The following is a 17,187-nucleotide window of genomic DNA, read 5'->3' on the forward strand; positions in this document are numbered from 1 at the left end:
ATGAAGTTATAAAATGTCGGTCAAAATGTGCTCAAATCGACAATTTCCCTTTGGCTGAAATGCTATGGTGGCTTTAAGCGTTGCTTAGGAATTAAGCAGCTTATTTAACTAAAATGTACTCAGCCAAAGAGGTCTCTATGTTAGGTGAAAATCACTCATTAACTCATGAATTCCCAGAACATTTGGATACCATCACTCAACTGACGGCAAACGACAGCGCGTTTGCTGAAAATGCAAAAAACTACAACCAGCTCGACAAAGAAATCCGCGAACTCGAATTGCAAGGAAACCCAATCGACGACCATGAAATGAACACACTCAAACACAACAGAGCGGAGCTAAAAGACTGGCTCTCCTCAAAAATTATGAGCGCATAATTTAACGGTTATGTTTCATGGATAGCGGCTCGGTGATTCGAGCCGTTCTTGTGTTTCGCCTCGATTACTTGATAGGAACGGCTTAACTAATTTATGGTTTAGTTAACTTACGGCTCAGCTAATTCACGGTTTAGCTAACTTAAGGCCTAGTTAACTTATAGGTAAGTGACCAGTCTTCACCCAAATCACCGTTTCTTCGTCTACGAAAGGGAAATGCTCACTCATATGAGGGCTACGCAGCCAAGTGTAAGTGGGGTATTCGCCAAACTCGTCTTTGAACTCTCCAGATAACACAAAGATCTCTTCACCACCAAAGTGGCGGTGTGGCTGAAACTTTTCGCCCTTCGGCCACTTTATTAATGCGACATGCTCGTGCCCGAACTTGTGCAGTGGCATCACTTTTAGCCCGCCAATACCTTCTAACCACTCTGCTTGGTTCGTGTTGATGCGCACGCTCTCTAGATCATTGGGAGCAAATTGATTGAGTTTCACTAAGATAACGCAGCCTCCTTTGCTGAACGGAGCATGGTGACTGCCGGGGGGTTACGAAGGTAAGTCCCCGTTGGGTAATCACCATCTTCATCAGAAAATACGCCTTCTAGCACCAGTATTTCTTCGCCATATGGGTGAGCGTGTGTTGCGAACTGTGAATTGGGCTCATACTTGACCACGCTGGTGGTATGCCCGGACTCTTTCGCCTCTCTTTCCAATGGTTTACGCCAAACACCAGCGGCTGGGCTAGCAATCCATTCTTGTTGATGAGTTTTAATCACTAAACGTTGTGAGAAGTCCATATTGAGCATTTTGTGTTTCCAGTCCTGTCTCCGTATTGATTAAGTATATGCCGTTCCACCCATGCCAGCTTTCACCCCTTCAAGCGAGTGAGTATCCCTTGTTTACCAACATCGAGCAGCCAAAGAGAGCGGGACAATGATGATCATACAGAGCTTAAAGTGTGGCGAAATCTCATTAACCTTATGATTGCTATTGATAATTTTAATAGAATCTAAATTTACAAATTGTTACATACCTCGCTTTTTTTAGGTTTTGTTATGCTATAACATCTGCGAAATATTAAGTGGTGTTATAACATAACAAAATAAGGAAAAACGTAGTGAATAAGAAATTGGTCTCTTTAGCGGTTGGTAGCTTGTTTGTTTCCCCAGTTTTTGCCGATACGCTGTCGAATCCTCAGATCGGCGTGGTACTAGACGGTTACTATCAAGATGGCCAGCGTAACAACTCAGAGCGTGAAGAAGGTTTCGGCCTTGGTCACACTGAGGTGAACATGTCTGCAAACATCGATGATAAATTCCACGGCTCACTGACGGCGGTTCTAGAAAGCCACGGTGATGAAACCGAACTGATGCTTGAAGAAGCATTCATCGAGACTCTAGCTCTTCCACACGGCTTAAATGTGCGTGCAGGTCGATTCCTCTCTGATTTTGGTTACTTAAACAACCAGCATATGCATACCGACAGTTTCGTTGAGCGTCCAATCGCTTATCGTACTTTCCTTGGTTCGCATTACTACGATGATGGTGTACGCGCAAGCATCGTGCTACCCACAGATCTTTACGTGAAGTTTGGTGTAGAAGCGCTAAGCGGCAGCAAGATGTCTTCTGTTGAAAATGGCTCTGAAGTGGGTGTTTACACGACAACGTTGAAACTGGGTGACGATTTCTCTGAATCTTCAAGCTGGCAGTTTGGCCTAAGTTACCTACGTAACGAAAACGGCAAAGTGACAGAGTTTGAAGATCACGACCACGGTCATGCAAACGAGCATGGACACGACCATAGTCACGGTGCAGCGGTAACTGGCGCTAACCTTTACGGCGCAGACTTTGTTTGGAAGTGGGCCCCAGACGGCAACTACAAATACAGCAACTTCACACTATCTGCTGAATACATGCTGCTAGACGGTGTGGTAGACAGTAAGTTCAAAGACGATGCAGAATCACCAGATAACCTAAGCGCTTACTACGTGTCAGGTGTTTACCGTTTCAACCCAAGCTGGTCTGCAGGTCTACGTTACGGTGAGGCAGAAAGCTACGATGGCCACGCACACGGTGACCACATGCACTTCACTGCTCTAAAAGACAAAGAAATGGATGCGATGATCGCGTGGGATTCTTCTCACTTCGGTACAATCCGAGCGCAATACTCTCGTATCGACAACCAAGACAGCGAGACAGACAACGTATTCACTCTGCAATACGTGATGACATTTGGAGCGCACGGTGCACATGCGTTCTAAGCTTACGCTCAGTAAATGCAGTGTAGCGATGATGGCGGCGGGGGCTGCCATCATCTCTTCGCCTGCTTTGGCGCTGAACATCTTCGTCTGCGAGCCAGAATGGAAAGCCTTTCTTGAAAGCCATGCGCCAGACGCCACCATCTATTCTGCGACGACCGCTAAGCAAGATCCCCATTACGTGCAAGCGCGTCCCTCTTTAATTGCCAAAATGCGCCAAGCGGACATGGCAATGTGTTCCGGTGCGGAGCTAGAAGTCGGGTGGCTACCAATGCTGCAAGTTCGCAGTAGTAATAGCGCTGTGCAAAATGGCGCATCAAGCATGGTTTACGCGACCGATTTCGTGCGTATGTTAGACACTCATGATCATGTCGACCGCAGTATGGGGGACATACATGCGCACGGAAACCCACATGTGCAGTTTGCGGCGAATGACATGATTCCCCTGTCACGGGCGATAACTGATCGCTTGAAAATCATCGATCCAGATAACGCGCCAACTTACCAACTTAACGGCATGAAGTTCCGAGCTCATTGGCGCAAAAAGCTGAATGAGTGGCACGAGAAAGCGGCACCGTTAAAAGGCAAACAAGTTGTCGGTTATCACGCTACCTATCGTTATCTTTACGATTGGCTTGGTATGGAGCAAATCGCTGACCTTGAACCGAAGCCGGGAATCTCGCCAACCACTTCTCATCTGCAATCATTAACCAAGTTAGAGGCCAATAGCTTTGATGCGATTGTATTCTCATCGCACCAAGATAAACGCCCCGCGAACTGGTTACAGCAGCAGACAGACAAGCCTTTGATCCAGTTACCGCTCACGGTTTCCAATGGGCAAAGCCTTGATGAAATGTACGACCAAGTCATCGACGAATTGCTAGATGTTCTGGTGCAGCCCGATCCGGTGAAGAGCTAAACCATGACAGAGTACGCATGGTTATTGCCCGCGGTGCTGTGTGGCTTGATCGCGTTAGTCGGTAACGTGGTGCTTGGTCAACAAGTGCTAAAACGCCAAATCATCTTCATTGATTTGGCGGTGGCACAAGTTGCCGCATTGGGAGCTGCACTCAGTCATTATTGGCTGAACCAATACGCGCTCTTCTCGGGTTCCTTCTTCGGCGAGATGGTCGGCCCTTGGGTGATGTCGTTATTGCTGTGTGGTTTGATTGCCTTAATGGAGAAGCGTTACCAACAGCATTTGGAGCCGATGATCGGCAGCTTGTTTGTGGTCTCCGCCTCATTGGCGATCTTACTCGTAAGTAAAGATCCGCATGGTGCAGACTTTATCCAAGGCATTCTTAACGGGCAGTTATTGTGGTCGACATGGGATGATGTGTGGCCCTTGGCATTAATAACCGCGGCGATGTTGCTGTTGGTTTGGCTAAAACCTGCGTTTATGCAGGGCAGTGGCTTTTACTTAATCTTTGCTATCTTGATGCCAATAACGGTCAAGCTCACGGGCATCTATTTAGAGTTTGCTCTGTTGGTGATTCCGGCTTTGTGTGCCGCGGCGTTAAAAGGAACGAGATTTTTCATTGCGAGCATCAGTATCGGCCTTGTGGGGATTTTGTCTGGCATTGCGGCGTCAGCTCGGTACGACTTACCGAGCGGAGCGAGCATTGTTATTACCCTATTTATCGCGGGTATGCTGTTTAATCTCTTGGTTCAGCCTTGGCTGCATAAATCGCCCTCCATTAATGAAGAGACGGCGTGACTATTCTCCAAATGATAAAAAGGCTCCGCGTGAACGGAGCCTTTTGTTTAGCACTGCTTTTTCTTATTAGTAATTATTTAGACTATTAATAGATTGCTTAGTTACTTATATATCTCCTTCTATATTAGCAAGATTTGAACAGAGGGAGAGTCTGAGGTTGGATTGAATCTGTCAAAGTGTTATCCAGCGCAGGGAATAAATGATTAATTCCCGCTTCAGATAGCCCCAACCATGCCATTAAACTCGCATGAAGCTGATCGGAAGAGATGGTCGGAATCACACGCCCACGCGAGAGCAAGTAAGGGCTTGTCTCAGATAAGTCTGGATATTCACCCACGATCACTTTTCCTGCTACACCGCCGCCCATCACCAATGCGTGGCTTGCCCAGCCGTGGTCCGTACCATCCGTACCGTTTGGAATCAAAGTACGGCCAAATTCTGAATGGGTGAATGTCGTTACCTGATCAAACAAGCCATTGTTTTCCAAAGCCAGTTGGAACGCGGCCATCGCTTCTGCCAACTCTTGCAGCAAACCCGTTTGGCGGCTAATTTGAGCTGAGTGCGTATCGAACCCGCCTAATTTACAACTAAAGTACTGCGCAGGATGCTGGAACTGATCTTTATGTAGTAGCAGTTTAAATACCGCTTTTAGCTGATTACCGATGCGTGTTTCTGGGAACACCTCAGTAATCTCGGCATTCAAAATAGCGCTGAACTCCTGATACATTCTGGTTGCATCCACCGCGACACCAGCATAATGAGACTGAAAAACATTACCGTAACTGCCCGTGTTTTGCAGTTGATCAAACAGATCTCGCGAACGTTGGTCATTAAAAATATCGCTCGGTGGTTGAGAGCCGACCGAGTTAGATTGCGCCTCGATACAGTTGGTCCACACTTGCGTGCCGCCAATATCAAACATTGGTGACAGCTTATTTAGACTGCGCAGCATAGTGCCGAGTTCTGTGGAAGTCTTAGCACCAAAGCCCTCTTTCGACAGAGATTTAGTCGCGTGAGACTGAACCATAGTGGATTGGTGAGAGTGGCTGAACAAATGAGCTGGGCGAGTACTCTCACCATAAATTACATTATTTACGCGCTGTGTCAGTGGACCTAGGTTCACAACAGGTACAAGGTTAGCATTATCCCAATAGGTCTTGAGCGCTGCCATGGCAGGGTTTAATGCCAGTTTGGCGTCATCATTGACCGCATCTAAATGAATACAGCTCGTCTCATCCAAAGCTAAGCTGCCACGCAGTGCACGATATTGGCTGTTCGCCGGTGCGGCCGTTGGGATCAGCATATTGTAGCCATCGTTGCCGCCCGCAAGGTCGATACCCACAACGGCGCGATAGCCGTTTTTGCACTGATTGAAAGAGTCTGCAAAGGCAGGAAAAGCAGCAAGGTTAAGTGCAGAAACTCCAACACCAGCGGAACCTGCTTGTAAAAAACGACGTCGTGTTAAGTTCATGATGATTACCCCTGTGTGATGAATTCTGGTGAAAGCAGTGCGTTCATAACGAGATTCTTAATCTCTTTGCGCCATTTAGTTTGGCGACTTGGGCACTGGGCGAGGTAATCGAGATAGCATTGACGAGCTTGCTCACTCATTTGATAAGCAAACAAATGTTCGTTGAGGTAATCCACTACGCCTTCGTCATCAAAAGCAAGGTATCGGGTGAACAGCACTTCATCCATGTACCATTCTTTGGCCTCTTCCTCGAAACGAGCGACAAGCTCACGGAACTGAATTCCATATTGGTAGATGTCATGCCATTGGTACACATTGAATTCTGGTGCCACGAGACCATTAAAATCAGGGTGGTTTGGCGCATCATCAGGTTGGTAATGATAAAACACAGAAGGTGCCGACAGCGGCAAGGTTCGGTTATACCTGTTGAACTGTTTTGGCCACATCAATACGCCGTCGCGTCGCTTCACTTGTAGCGCGCGCATCGCATGGGTAAACACAGAAAGCGGGTCACGCAATTTACCTACCGTGCCGCCAGAGCGAAGCGCGTCTTTATCCGTCAGAATCGCGATGATTAAGGCTTGCATGTCGCCATCAGAACGTTTGAACGCACGGCGCACACGGCGAATGTAACCCGCTCTTGGATTGCTGGTCACAAGTTTGTTGATGAAAAACTTAGTCACAAAGGTGTAGAGCGTGTTTTGGTTCATCAAATGCTCGATCACCGCTTCCAGCTCTTCTTCTGCACCGACACCGCCAGGGAAGGTTTTACCAAGAATGGGTTTCTCGCCCATATCGTGCTCGCCACGCGGTTCCATTGGCTGGCTGTACTTATCGTTACCGCGAATATCGATGAACTTCCAACCCGTAAACACACGCGCAAGATGCTCGATGTCTTCTTGAGTGTAAGACGCCACTTCGTTACCTTCGGCATCCAAACGCACTTCACCGTTGTTACGCAGCTTAACTGGGCCAAGCGTGAACAGTTGCAACAGTTCACGTGCGTAGTTTTCATCTGGGGCAGTGAGCTCGTTAGAAACGTTATTCACAAAAGTCAGGTATTCGCCCATGATTGGCGATTTCGACACAAAGCGAATCACATCGCGGAAGTTTCCGAAGGCATTGTCGAGCAACCCGTCGAAGTAATTACACATGTAGCGACGCTTAGAAGCCGCTTTAAATGCCGGATCTTTCACGCTGACTACAAAGAGTTGAGACAGGGTATAAGCAATACGCTGACGCAAGATATCATCGCCTTCGACCGTCATGCGTGTCCAGCTGCTGGCGTAATATAAGCTTTGCCCTAAGTCCGGTACGTTGAGCTCATCTTGCTCAAAATGCTTCAGCCAAGAAGACGGTGTAATAAGTGTTTGTTGAGCGACCCAGTTTTCAATGCTTCCCGATTGAACAAGATCATTAATGTCACGTTGGGATGGCCCGAACGTGCACTGTTGCAGCGTTCTTGCTGCATCTATGTAAGCCTGATTCATTTTATCTCCCGTAGGTTTTGTTATCTTTCTCAGGTAAGGCGTCCTTTGCTACGTCCATATTTAAAAGCACGCTGTATCTTTAAGCCGTAATCGAGAACTTTGATAACAAGAATGTAATACCCACAGGTTTATTAGGACTTTGCTGCATAATCTAAGAATTAGTTTTATGAGCTCTAAATGAAAGGCGAGTTATTCAACAAACAGCGCACTTATTACACCGCCATATCGACAGAACGGTGACGGAAACCCGTTATTTTGCAAACCATCATCAAGTTGTCTTGATTAGTTCACATCCGGCTCCCAGACTGTTCCTATAGTTTGAAGTAAATATAAAAGACCCTGCGTATGAGAAGCGCAGCTGTAACGCGGCTAGGCATAAAAATAAAAAACGCTAGGGAAAAAGCGAATTTGTAATCTCAACATTTAAGGAAGACCAAGATGAAAGCGGAAAAAGTAGCAGTTGTTACTGGTGCGGCTCGTGGTATTGGCCAAGCGATTTGTGAGCAATTACTGGAAGATGGATTCCACGTCGTCGGGCTAGACATATCGCCTGTGGAATGGAGCCAGTCAGCGCAGCTAAGCAATTATCAAGTCAATTTGTGCGATGCAGCAGCGGTCAGCGAAGTGGTAGACAGCATCGTAAAGCAGCATGGAAGAATCGATGCGCTGGTTAACAACGCCGGTATCACGCGTGATGCCTTGTTGCCAGACATGCTAGAGCAAGATTGGGACAACGTTATCGACTTAAACCTAAAAGCGGTGTTCTTGCTCACTCAACGCGTCGCGCCAGTGATGCTAGAGCAGGGCGCAGGCAGCATTGTCAGCATCTCTTCTATTGTGGGTACGGATGGCAACATCGGCCAGAGTAATTACGGCGCAAGTAAAGGCGGTGTTATCTCGATGAGCAAAGGCTGGGCGAAAGAGCTATCAAGAAAGGGTGCGCAGATCCGCGTCAATTGCGTTGCACCAGGTTTTATCGCCACCGATATGACCAAGAACCTGCCAGAAAAAGTGATTCAAATGATGGAGGGTAAAACCCCATTAGGTCGAATGGGCTCAGTGCAAGACATCGCCAATGGCGTCTCCTTCTTAACCTCCGACAAGAGCGCCTACATAACAGGCCAAGTGCTCAAGATTGACGGTGGTTTAGTGCTTTAACCTTCAACACTCAGCTTCAAATAACAAATGCCCTTTACTTACGTGAAGGGCGTTTTTGTTGGGGGGAGTCAATTGAGTTGCTGGCTAACAGTTGCCCCATTATCAGCTTTATCGAACAAATTAGCGTATTCAATCATCCGTGATTTGCTCACATATAACTAATCTGGTAGCCAAAGATCAACAATTACGAAAAGTGGATGTAATTGTATCGTTTTGGGCTCAAATGAATGTGAGGGCTTTTGCCCTGTAACTCGCTTCAGAAGCGTTACAAAATTACAAGTCACTATGGAAGCATAGTGCCTTGTCTAAAGAGTCAAATACCTTTTCCAAAAGCGTTTGAAAACTGTCTTTTTATTCCAAAGATATCAATTAATGGAATGGGAATAATGAGCGCCGATTTTGAGAGGATGGATATCTTTATGATGATATTCAGATTTCAGCGTAAAGAACAATATTTCCGTCACATCAAAGTCATAGTTCACGGGGTATCTACATTTTTGAAGGTACTTGATTGGCTGGCTTCTTACTTTGAAGCTCGTCCAATAGCAGTTGTGTATGAACATAAAGATAACTTACCGCCTCTTTTTTCTCTGGCTCTGTATTAAAGCACTTACACCAGTAAGTTATCTCTTGAAGGTGACGCTCTAGATCTTCTGTATTCATTACTATTAACCAACCTTTAAAGATACACATTAGGATACACTTTATTAAACTCTATGCATATCAAAGTTTTTTTTATATGATACTGGTCAAGTTTCTTAAGATAGAACCCTAGCTAATGACTAGAAGGGACAAAAATGAAGAATAACAGTGAGCAATTAGACATACTCAGAGACAACATAGAGTTTGGCCTAAATAAAAGTAAAGAAACCAAGGCGTCATTAAGTCGTAAAACCGGTGTTACGCGTTCCACTATCTATAAGATACTGGATGGAAAAGTTGAAAGGGTGCAGGCCTCGACTGTTGAACGTATTGCCAACTTCTTTGGGACGACCTGTCATATTATTCAAAATGAGTCCCTTGAAGATGTTCTATCTGAAACGCCCGTAATATCGGTCTTTGGCAATAAAAACCCTATTGCAGTCCCGATTCTAAGTGAAATGGAGTTCGTACAGAAATGTGAATGTTACATCGGCGACCTAGTAACTGATTATCCCCTTACCTATCATTTTTCTGAAGGAGGTAATATCGTGGCGATTCGAGTAGAGCAGGTTCTATCTAATTATTTTACTCAGGGTAATCTACTGATTATTGATCGCTCGAATTACAATGAAAAAGAGTTGAGTAAGCTTATCGTTCGCGATGGTGAATTACATTCTCTTCCCCCTAACATCCCTCTCTTAGAAAATGATTTTCTTTTTGGATTAATACTCGAGGAACGTTTTTGTGTTTAATAATAAATATAAATTAATTGGTTTTAATAATGCCTCTGAAGTGATGGCTAGCGTGATGGTTCGGGGAACTGGAAAGGTTATGAATATGTCTGCTAAGGAACTTATTTCCAGCGAGGTTGCGGATGATCTAAATCGAAATGAATTAATTGAAGTATGCAAGAAAGCATATTCAAAAACGAGCTTTGAAGGGGCATACGAGCTAGAAGACAGACATGAAAGTTATTGGGTAAGCTACTCTTTTCTAGTACTTTGCCTGTGTTCGCTTTATACATTGTCAAACATTACCGGAATTAAACCCGTAGAAATATTCAACACAGGCCTGATCGTACCTGCCGGAATAATACTTTACCCAATTTCATTTATATTTGTTGATATATTAAACGAATACTTTGGACTAAAGCTCGCAAGAAAAGCCATTAGACAAACTACACTGGTCAATGCAGGGATACTCGCCCTTCTCTATTTATCCACCACCATTCCTAGCATAGGTCCGTGGCAAGCCATGGATGAGCATTATACTTCAATTGTTACGAGTATGACCTCAGTGTTATTAGCTTCTTTAAGTGCTTACTTTATTTCTGAGAACATTAACGCTTACGTCCTGTACAAAATAAAGATCGCCACACAATCTCGCTGGCTTGCCATTCGAGTCATAGCAAGTACTAGTATCGCATCCGTTGTGGATAGCGCACTATTTATTAGTATTGCATTCTTTAATGTAGTACCAAATGACGTGCTTTTGGTTATGTTTTTTAGCCAAGTTACTATCAAGATCTTATATGCGCTGTTCAGCGTCGCACCAATTTACTACGCAAGAAAATTATTTTCCCGCTTAATCAACGTCAAGGAGCTAAATAATAATGACAACCTACGATAAGAACCTAGGTAAAAGAAGTGAGTATATCTCTGAGTATCAGCCTGAATTGCTCGACCCTATCCCAAGAAAGATAGGCAGAGATGAGATTAAAGATCTAAAGGTCGCCAATTATGCGGGTTATGACCTATGGACTGCTTTTGAAGTGTCATGGTTGAACAATAAAGGAAAGCCAATCGTCGCAATAGCGGAGTTTATGGTTCCTCATACGTCTGACAACTTGATTGAATCTAAGTCATTCAAATTGTATTTAAATAGCTTCAATCAAACTCGCTTTGAGTCAAAAGACATTGTTATTGAGAAAATGCAGTCTGATTTAACTAATGCTGCCGGTGCAGAAGTGACGGTATCTTTTACGGATGTAGATGAACCACAACAAACCTCAATAAATAAGCAATTTCATTGTATTGACGGTTTGGACATCACGGTAGACTCGTTTGAGTATAATGCGGATTCGCTATTTGGGAGTACAGTAGATGAATATGTGTCTGAATCTTTATGCTCTCATCTCTTGAAATCGAACTGTTTGGTGACGAATCAGCCAGATTGGGGAAGCGTATACATTCGTTACACGGGAGCAAAAATCAACCATGAGAGTCTTCTGAAGTATTTAATCTCATTTCGTGAACATAATGAATTTCACGAGCAATGCGTCGAACGTATTTATTCTGATATCAAACGATGCTGTGCTCCTGAAAAGCTGACAGTTTTTGCTAGATATACGCGAAGAGGTGGTCTCGATATAAACCCTTACCGTAGCGACTTTGAAAGCGAAATTTGCTCTGCTAGAAATCCTAGACAATAGCATTCAATTTAACATAAAGTTCGCTTTGCGTAGATTGTTTATTCAACGTAATTGCACTTAGTACAAACCTAGATTTAGATACAAGAACGGCTCCCGATTGGAGCCGTTTTTTCAGCACGAAGAAAACTTGGAGGAAACCTAGTACCGACTGACAGTTAGTTGATAGTTTTTTATGCCTGAGTTTACGTAACGGCACTTAGTGCGCATTAACAAACAAATACAAACCCTTTTAATGGTGCGAACTTACTCAACGCACTAGCTCTTAACAAGTAGATTTGCCATACCCCTAGTTATTGATGGTTTTCTAATTTAGTAAAAGTACTGGCAAAGTTTTGTCCAAAAGTTTCTCAGGTTGAATTTTTACCCGTGGCACTTTCTAGATCGAAAGTGCCACTACGCAACTTTAAGTAAGCACATTAATTGGTTTAATACCTTGGTCACTAACGTTTCCGAACTGAATTTTAGTGTCGTCTTGGAGGGGGGATGATAATGTAAACCATGGTTAATAATATAAATGTGATAAAAGCATATGCTTTCATTTGGCCATTCCATTGGCTTGCCCACATTTGGAACCACTCAGCCCCAACAATAGCGAAGCCAAGATACCAGACTAAAGCTGCGATTGTACAGCCGATGATATAGAAGGCTTGACCTGTTTCAAATTCAGGGCGACGAATATTGCGAAGCATTTTAATTGAACCATAAATACAGAACAAACCGGCAGATATTTCACCTACGATAACGCCACAGTAACCTATGAAATGAAATGTTTCATCAGTAATCGCTCGCCCCATTAATGCTTTACCATCAAACCATGGTTCTAATGAATCCATAGCGAGTACGTGTTGAACAAACTGATAGTTACTATTAAAGTCCACGATGTTGTTGTAGCCAACTAAGGCACAGAAAATACCAACACATAAGCCGATAATGCCTTTCGAAATTTCATGAGTAGTCGTGAGTGATATTGACATAAACATTTTTTCTCAATTATATGAAATAAAACTTGATTATAGTGCAGGAAATCTAACCCGCTAATGCCCAAAGCAATCAGTAGGTCGTAGAAACACTGTTGTCAGTGTAAAACCATGCGCTTATTATCTACTTGCTTATTTCAATATCATCATGTCACCCATATTTTGCCCACTTTCTTAACTCCGAGCTGTGGTTTTTTTTCACTTTGCCATACCTCAAGTTATTCATGTTTTGCTAATATTAAAATTTCCGAAACTCATTTTTGTCCAGAACCTTCACAGTGGCACTTCGTAACTCAGAAGTGCCCCAAAGCAATTAAGATTGTTTACTCCACTCAAGTATCTGTTCCAAATAAGCCCTAATCTTTCTTATGTTTGGTTCATGGCAAGGATCATTGGTTTTCCTTATAGTTTTCAATAAAGATTTTATTTAGTGGGCTTACAGTACCCGCAAAATGTTCGCCAATAACATGGGTATAGATTTGTGTCGTCGCTACATCTGAATGTCCTAATATCTCTAGGGCGTTTTCGGGGCTAGATTAATTTTGCATGTTCAGCGAAACATTCTGCATAAAGCGAATCCAATGCTATAGATATAAATTGCTTGGTTTTGTCCATTTCGTGCACACACGGCCATCGTGAGAAGCGATAGCTGTGTGTGCTTTGGAGTACTAAAAATTATCCGTAAAAAGCTAAATTAGTACACTCTCTGACTCAGAATTGTCCAAAAGCTTCTCAGGTTGAATTTTTACCCGTGGCACTTTCTAACTCGAAAGTGCCCCATTCCTTCTCAGCGCTAAAGTCTAACCACAATCTGCAATTGTAAGTTTGCCTTATCTGTAGTTATCCAAGAGAGTGTCGACGTAAGCTTTTTAAAAATTATACGTCATCTTGCAATCTAATGTTTAACACTCCTCACTAACCTATTGATTATCAATTGAACTGTGTTCACAAAGATTGCATTATAGGAGTATGAAAAACGGCTGCAAGCCGTATAGAAAGCGTTAGTATTCAGGAGGAAAATTAGTGCTTCATCAGATAGACAAATATCACTGTTCTGCTTGCAACATTAAATCCAAACATATTACCGTATTGATTAGGAACCCAAGTCCTTTTGCTGGTGTAAAACATCAAAAGCGTAAAGAGTTTGTTGCTGGGTTAATCAAAGGCTGGGCAGTTGGTCCATTTTTAGCTTCTATGGATGAGTTTTCTCGACATACGATCTGTGAAAACTGTGGTATCAAGACGATAGAGAACTGACAAATAAGACTTCTTTTTAAGTTCGGTGTAACAGGTTGGGTCTGAATACTAACAAACTGTTCAAGAGGGATTCGCAACGCGTGGCATTTTTACTATGCGTTGGTTTAAGTGTTTAAGGTGGTATGCAGCGGCTTTGGTATTGCGTTGCTCACCCCTTAACAGGGCGTTAGCCGTCAAAATGGAGAAAACATGGAAGTACAATTCTTAGAGAAAAACCCTGATTACAAGTCAGTCCTAGAAGTGTTGTTACAACTTCGCCCAAATTACAACTTAGATACTTTGTCTGGTCAGATCGAGAAGCAGCAATCAAATGGTTACCAAGTCGTCTATGTCAAATCGCCAGAAGGCGTACTAGCAGCAGCAGGCTTTAGCGTAGGTGAAAAGCTTGCTTGGGGTAAGCATATTTACATTGAAGACTTAGTAACTAATGCGCAATTTCGTTCGAGTGGAGTAGGTAAATTTATTATCGATTGGTTTAAAACATATGCTTTAGAAAGCGGTTGCGAACAAATACATTTGGATTCTGGTGTTCAGCGTTTTCCAGCACATAAGTTCTATTTACGCGAAGGTTTCAATATCGCTAGTCACCACTTTTCTATAGTTGGCGTCCAAAACGGCTAACAAAGCGTTTAAGACGGATTCACAACGCGTGGCATTTTTGGTTTTTATCAGCTTAAGTGTTTACGGCACAATGGTTTAGGTTAGGTGGTCGCGTTGTTCACCACTTAACGCGGCGTTATACATTTGGATCAATATGAAACTTAAGCAACTAGAAAATATGCTCTACAAGGCGACCAAATCAATAATAGTAAGGTTGTCGTCTGAGTTTCCGAAGCATCACTTTTATTACGTAGCTTTGGTCACAACTGGAGAGGGGCATCGACCTATATTTTCGGCTTGGTCTGATGAACTGTTGCAAACCGAAGCTTCATCCTTTGAAGACCGAGAAGAAATAAAATGGTCATATGCAGACTCACCGTTGTTTGGTTTCTGCGATAAATACTTCTCAGGTGTTGAACTTCTTTTGGACAATGTGACCTCTGAATATGGTTTTAGTGAAGAAACTACGGCAGCTCTTTTATCTGCGATGGAGTTGACTCTTAAGCGCTTGGATATTGAAGGTTACCTCGATAGCTTAAATTGTCGAAATAAACTTTATATCAATGCAGAAATCATGCCGCCAGACGCGACAAACGTTGAACGAGCATATGGGTTAAATCCGCGTGAGTCCTTAGATAGTTGGCTTCGAGAGGCGGCGGAATAAATGTATAACAAATTGTTCAAGAGTGATTCGGCACGCGTGGCATTTTTGCTATGCGTAAGTTTTAGTGGTTAAGGTGGTATGCGGAAGCTTCGGTATTGCGTTCCTCACACCTTAACAAGGCGTTATTTCCGCAACGGATCTCTCAGGCTGAATGTACGTGGTTGTAGCCTAAGAGTGAAAGTGGCGGGGTAATAGGGTGGAAAAGCGGCGAAAAGGGCGAATATTGGTCATTTCCATGCTAGCCTTAAAGCGCTTTAAGCGCACCTTAATATGGCGCAGCAATTAAAGAGTGACGCTAAAGCGATTTAAGGTAGTGAGCTGCCAAATACTTCGGCTTCGATTTTTGCCTACATACCGAAAATTTTTGTCATATCAAAAGATTAGGCGTAAACATAGCCGACTTTAGTTGCGGAATAACAAGACGTTCAAGCCGATTCGAAACGCATTGGGGTTTTAGTGCCCAAATAGGCACGGATTTATCAGAGTTTATTTTAGGTTAGGGTGGATCTGCGTTTCTCACACCTTAACTGCGCGTTAGCAGTACAGGAGTAACATGGCTAAGCAAATATGGGAAATAACTCCCCAAGATATACAAGATCATGCTGTATGGCAGTTTCCCTCATGGAAAGATGATAGTCATGATGAGACTGTCATTTGTCAAGCTAGCCAAGATGATGCACTAGATCCCAACTCTAACATCATTGTCAGGGCGAAATTCTTCGATGCGAATGGTAATGAGTTTATTGGTTTTATTCATTACGGATTAGCTGAAGTCGAATATTCTCAACCCAATATGTTCGTAAATGGCAAAACCGTAGGCTTTTGGTTTGGCATTACGAAGCCCAATCATAACGACATGATAAGACTAAACTTCCCTATAGTGATAACGTCAGAGTCAGTTTTTGGTTTAGAGCAGATTACAGTCACTGTCGAAGGTTATAGTTATGTCAATGAAGCATCGGCTACTTGCGTAATGTCCTGCTAACAAATTGTTTAAGAGTGATTCGGCACGCGTGGCATTTTTACCATGCTTCAGGTTTAGTGGTTAAGGTGGTATGCGGAAGCTTCGGTATTGCGTGCCTCACACCTTAACAAGGCGTTATGTACCTATGAGGTCAATTGAACTATGAGTGATTTTGTTCGTGAGGTTAGTGAAAACTGGAACCAAATAGATGCTGATGCTAGTTTAAATCGGCAATCAGCTGGCGCGACTAATCATGTCTTTCGGATCCAATCCTCAGAGACTTTTTACCTTAGAAAATATCGTGTTCGCAATGTTGCACAAATCAAGCTTGAGCATGAATTATTACAAAAACTCTCCCAAAATTTGAGTACTATAATTGCCCCAGTTTTGACGCGAGATGGCTGCTCCTTTGGCAAAATAGGTGAGGGCTTTTACGCATTATTCCCTGAGGCAAAAGGGGGGCTAATTGAAAAAAGCGAGCTGTCGGAATTACATGCTTTTCAGTTAGGAAAAGCATTGGCTGAATTACATGTTCAACTAGCTTCTATGGCTGGAAATGGTTTTCCAACAATCGAGCTCTCATGGGATAAAAGTGCTTGGGTCGATAGGTTACAAAAAATAGTTGCCTGTATTGAAATCAATAGTGCGCTTGATGCAAAAGGTTCGGTGCTACGAAGAGTAAAACAACAGCGTGACTATCTAGCGAGCTCACAAGCCGTACACTCATATACTCCGTCTACAAGCAGGCAATTAATTCACGGCGACTTTCATCATTTTAACGTCTTTTTTGATCTAAACGGTGCTGTAAGTGATGTGATTGATTGGGACCTAGTACAAAATATGCCACCTGGTTATGAGGTGGCTAGAGCCTGTATGTACATGTTTGACATGGATGTTAATAAATCATTGGCCTTGTTAAAAGGGTATCTGTCTATCAAACCTATGACACAACCTGAGCTTAATGATGGAGCAAAGGCATGGGCTGTTTATGCTGACCATCATGTATGGGCTGTGGAAGAGGTGTTCTTAAAAAACAATACCGCTGCACAGAAGTTCATCCCCAAAAGTGACTTTATTCCGTTCATGGATCAATGGTCCAAAATTGAAAGTGCATTATTTTGCGGCGGTACATAACAAACTGTTCAAGAGGGATTCGCAACGCGTGGCATTTTTACTATGCGTTGA

The 17,187-nt window shown here is 43.4% G+C and carries 17 protein-coding genes and 2 pseudogenes; 13 read left to right on the forward strand and 6 right to left on the reverse strand.

From position 1 onward, the window contains the following. The first annotated feature begins 137 nt into the window (after window positions 1-137). The gene (locus A8140_RS15910) at window positions 138-377 is read left to right on the forward strand and encodes a YdcH family protein (protein ID WP_005532354.1); all 240 of its coding nucleotides are present in this window, start codon (window positions 138-140) and stop codon (window positions 375-377) included. A 150-nt stretch (window positions 378-527) separates the two neighbouring features. Here A8140_RS15910 and A8140_RS15915 read toward each other — a convergent pair. Next, window positions 528-1,180 (reverse strand): annotated as a pseudogene (locus A8140_RS15915) (cupin domain-containing protein). 311 nt (window positions 1,181-1,491) lie between these two features. Here A8140_RS15915 and A8140_RS15920 point away from each other — a divergent pair. The 3 genes from A8140_RS15920 to A8140_RS15930 are packed head-to-tail and all read left to right on the forward strand — an operon-like array spanning window position 1,492 to window position 4,348. After that, on the forward strand, window positions 1,492-2,634 hold the full coding sequence (locus tag A8140_RS15920) for a hypothetical protein (RefSeq protein ID WP_038863884.1): 1,143 nt from the start codon (window positions 1,492-1,494) through the stop codon (window positions 2,632-2,634). Beyond that, entirely contained in the window at window positions 2,624-3,550 is a 927-nt protein-coding gene (locus A8140_RS15925; RefSeq protein WP_005532356.1) for a metal ABC transporter solute-binding protein, Zn/Mn family, read from the forward strand. The genes A8140_RS15920 and A8140_RS15925 overlap by 11 nt, the downstream gene beginning before the upstream one ends. Before the next feature lie 3 nt (window positions 3,551-3,553). Then, entirely contained in the window at window positions 3,554-4,348 is a 795-nt protein-coding gene (locus tag A8140_RS15930; protein WP_005532357.1) for a metal ABC transporter permease, read from the forward strand. Between the two features lie 124 nt (window positions 4,349-4,472). Here the strand turns inward: A8140_RS15930 and A8140_RS15935 are convergent, their stop codons facing one another. Next, window positions 4,473-5,819 (reverse strand): DUF1501 domain-containing protein, encoded by a 1,347-nt coding sequence (locus A8140_RS15935; protein ID WP_005532359.1) that lies wholly within the window; start codon window positions 5,817-5,819, stop codon window positions 4,473-4,475. Between the two features lie 5 nt (window positions 5,820-5,824). Then, a complete protein-coding gene (locus A8140_RS15940; protein WP_005532360.1) occupies window positions 5,825-7,309 on the reverse strand; it encodes a DUF1800 family protein in 1,485 nt (494 codons plus the stop codon). Between the two features lie 438 nt (window positions 7,310-7,747). On the opposite strand from A8140_RS15940, the gene A8140_RS15945 reads away from it, so the two are divergent. Next, window positions 7,748-8,467 (forward strand): beta-ketoacyl-ACP reductase, encoded by a 720-nt coding sequence (locus tag A8140_RS15945; RefSeq protein WP_005532361.1) that lies wholly within the window; start codon window positions 7,748-7,750, stop codon window positions 8,465-8,467. A gap of 489 nt (window positions 8,468-8,956) precedes the next feature. Here A8140_RS15945 and A8140_RS25425 read toward each other — a convergent pair whose 3' ends face one another. Then, window positions 8,957-9,130, reverse strand: coding sequence for a hypothetical protein (locus A8140_RS25425; RefSeq protein WP_169317552.1), 174 nt, complete (start codon window positions 9,128-9,130; stop codon window positions 8,957-8,959). 134 nt (window positions 9,131-9,264) lie between these two features. Between A8140_RS25425 and A8140_RS15955 the strand changes: the two genes are divergently transcribed. Genes A8140_RS15955 through queF form a run of 3 tightly spaced genes read left to right on the forward strand, consistent with a single transcriptional unit; the run spans window position 9,265 to window position 11,540 of the window. Then, window positions 9,265-9,861, forward strand: a complete 597-nt coding sequence (locus tag A8140_RS15955; RefSeq protein WP_005532363.1) for a helix-turn-helix domain-containing protein — start codon at window positions 9,265-9,267, stop codon at window positions 9,859-9,861. After that, on the forward strand, window positions 9,854-10,738 hold the full coding sequence (locus tag A8140_RS15960; RefSeq protein ID WP_005532364.1) for a queuosine precursor transporter: 885 nt from the start codon (window positions 9,854-9,856) through the stop codon (window positions 10,736-10,738). Before A8140_RS15955 ends, A8140_RS15960 begins: the two co-directional genes overlap by 8 nt. Beyond that, entirely contained in the window at window positions 10,722-11,540 is an 819-nt protein-coding gene (gene queF, locus A8140_RS15965) for an NADPH-dependent 7-cyano-7-deazaguanine reductase QueF (protein WP_087490660.1), read from the forward strand. The genes A8140_RS15960 and queF overlap by 17 nt, the downstream gene beginning before the upstream one ends. A 461-nt stretch (window positions 11,541-12,001) precedes the next feature. On the opposite strand, the gene A8140_RS15970 is transcribed toward queF, so the two are convergent. Then, complete coding sequence (locus A8140_RS15970) at window positions 12,002-12,514, reverse strand: DUF2165 family protein (RefSeq protein ID WP_005536930.1); 513 nt, start codon at window positions 12,512-12,514, stop codon at window positions 12,002-12,004. A 392-nt stretch (window positions 12,515-12,906) separates the two neighbouring features. Next, window positions 12,907-13,032: pseudogene (locus A8140_RS25650) on the reverse strand (recombinase XerD); the annotation flags it as partial. A gap of 508 nt (window positions 13,033-13,540) precedes the next feature. On the opposite strand from A8140_RS25650, the gene A8140_RS15975 reads away from it, so the two are divergent. From A8140_RS15975 to A8140_RS16000, 5 genes are all read left to right on the forward strand, one after another. Then, complete coding sequence (locus A8140_RS15975) at window positions 13,541-13,774, forward strand: hypothetical protein (RefSeq protein ID WP_005536929.1); 234 nt, start codon at window positions 13,541-13,543, stop codon at window positions 13,772-13,774. 189 nt (window positions 13,775-13,963) lie between these two features. Beyond that, on the forward strand, window positions 13,964-14,395 hold the full coding sequence (locus A8140_RS15980; protein WP_005536928.1) for a GNAT family N-acetyltransferase: 432 nt from the start codon (window positions 13,964-13,966) through the stop codon (window positions 14,393-14,395). Between the two features lie 133 nt (window positions 14,396-14,528). Continuing rightward, window positions 14,529-15,038: a DUF4303 domain-containing protein gene (locus tag A8140_RS15985; protein WP_005536927.1), complete on the forward strand. Its 510-nt coding sequence runs from the start codon at window positions 14,529-14,531 to the stop codon at window positions 15,036-15,038. Between the two features lie 553 nt (window positions 15,039-15,591). Continuing rightward, window positions 15,592-16,023: a hypothetical protein gene (locus A8140_RS15990; RefSeq protein WP_005537477.1), complete on the forward strand. Its 432-nt coding sequence runs from the start codon at window positions 15,592-15,594 to the stop codon at window positions 16,021-16,023. Between the two features lie 141 nt (window positions 16,024-16,164). After that, window positions 16,165-17,136, forward strand: coding sequence for a phosphotransferase (locus tag A8140_RS16000; protein WP_005536767.1), 972 nt, complete (start codon window positions 16,165-16,167; stop codon window positions 17,134-17,136). Window positions 17,137-17,187: the final 51 nt, after the last annotated feature.

The sequence above is a fragment of the Vibrio campbellii CAIM 519 = NBRC 15631 = ATCC 25920 genome (assembly GCF_002163755.1).
Classification (GTDB): Bacteria; Pseudomonadota; Gammaproteobacteria; order Enterobacterales; family Vibrionaceae; genus Vibrio; species Vibrio campbellii.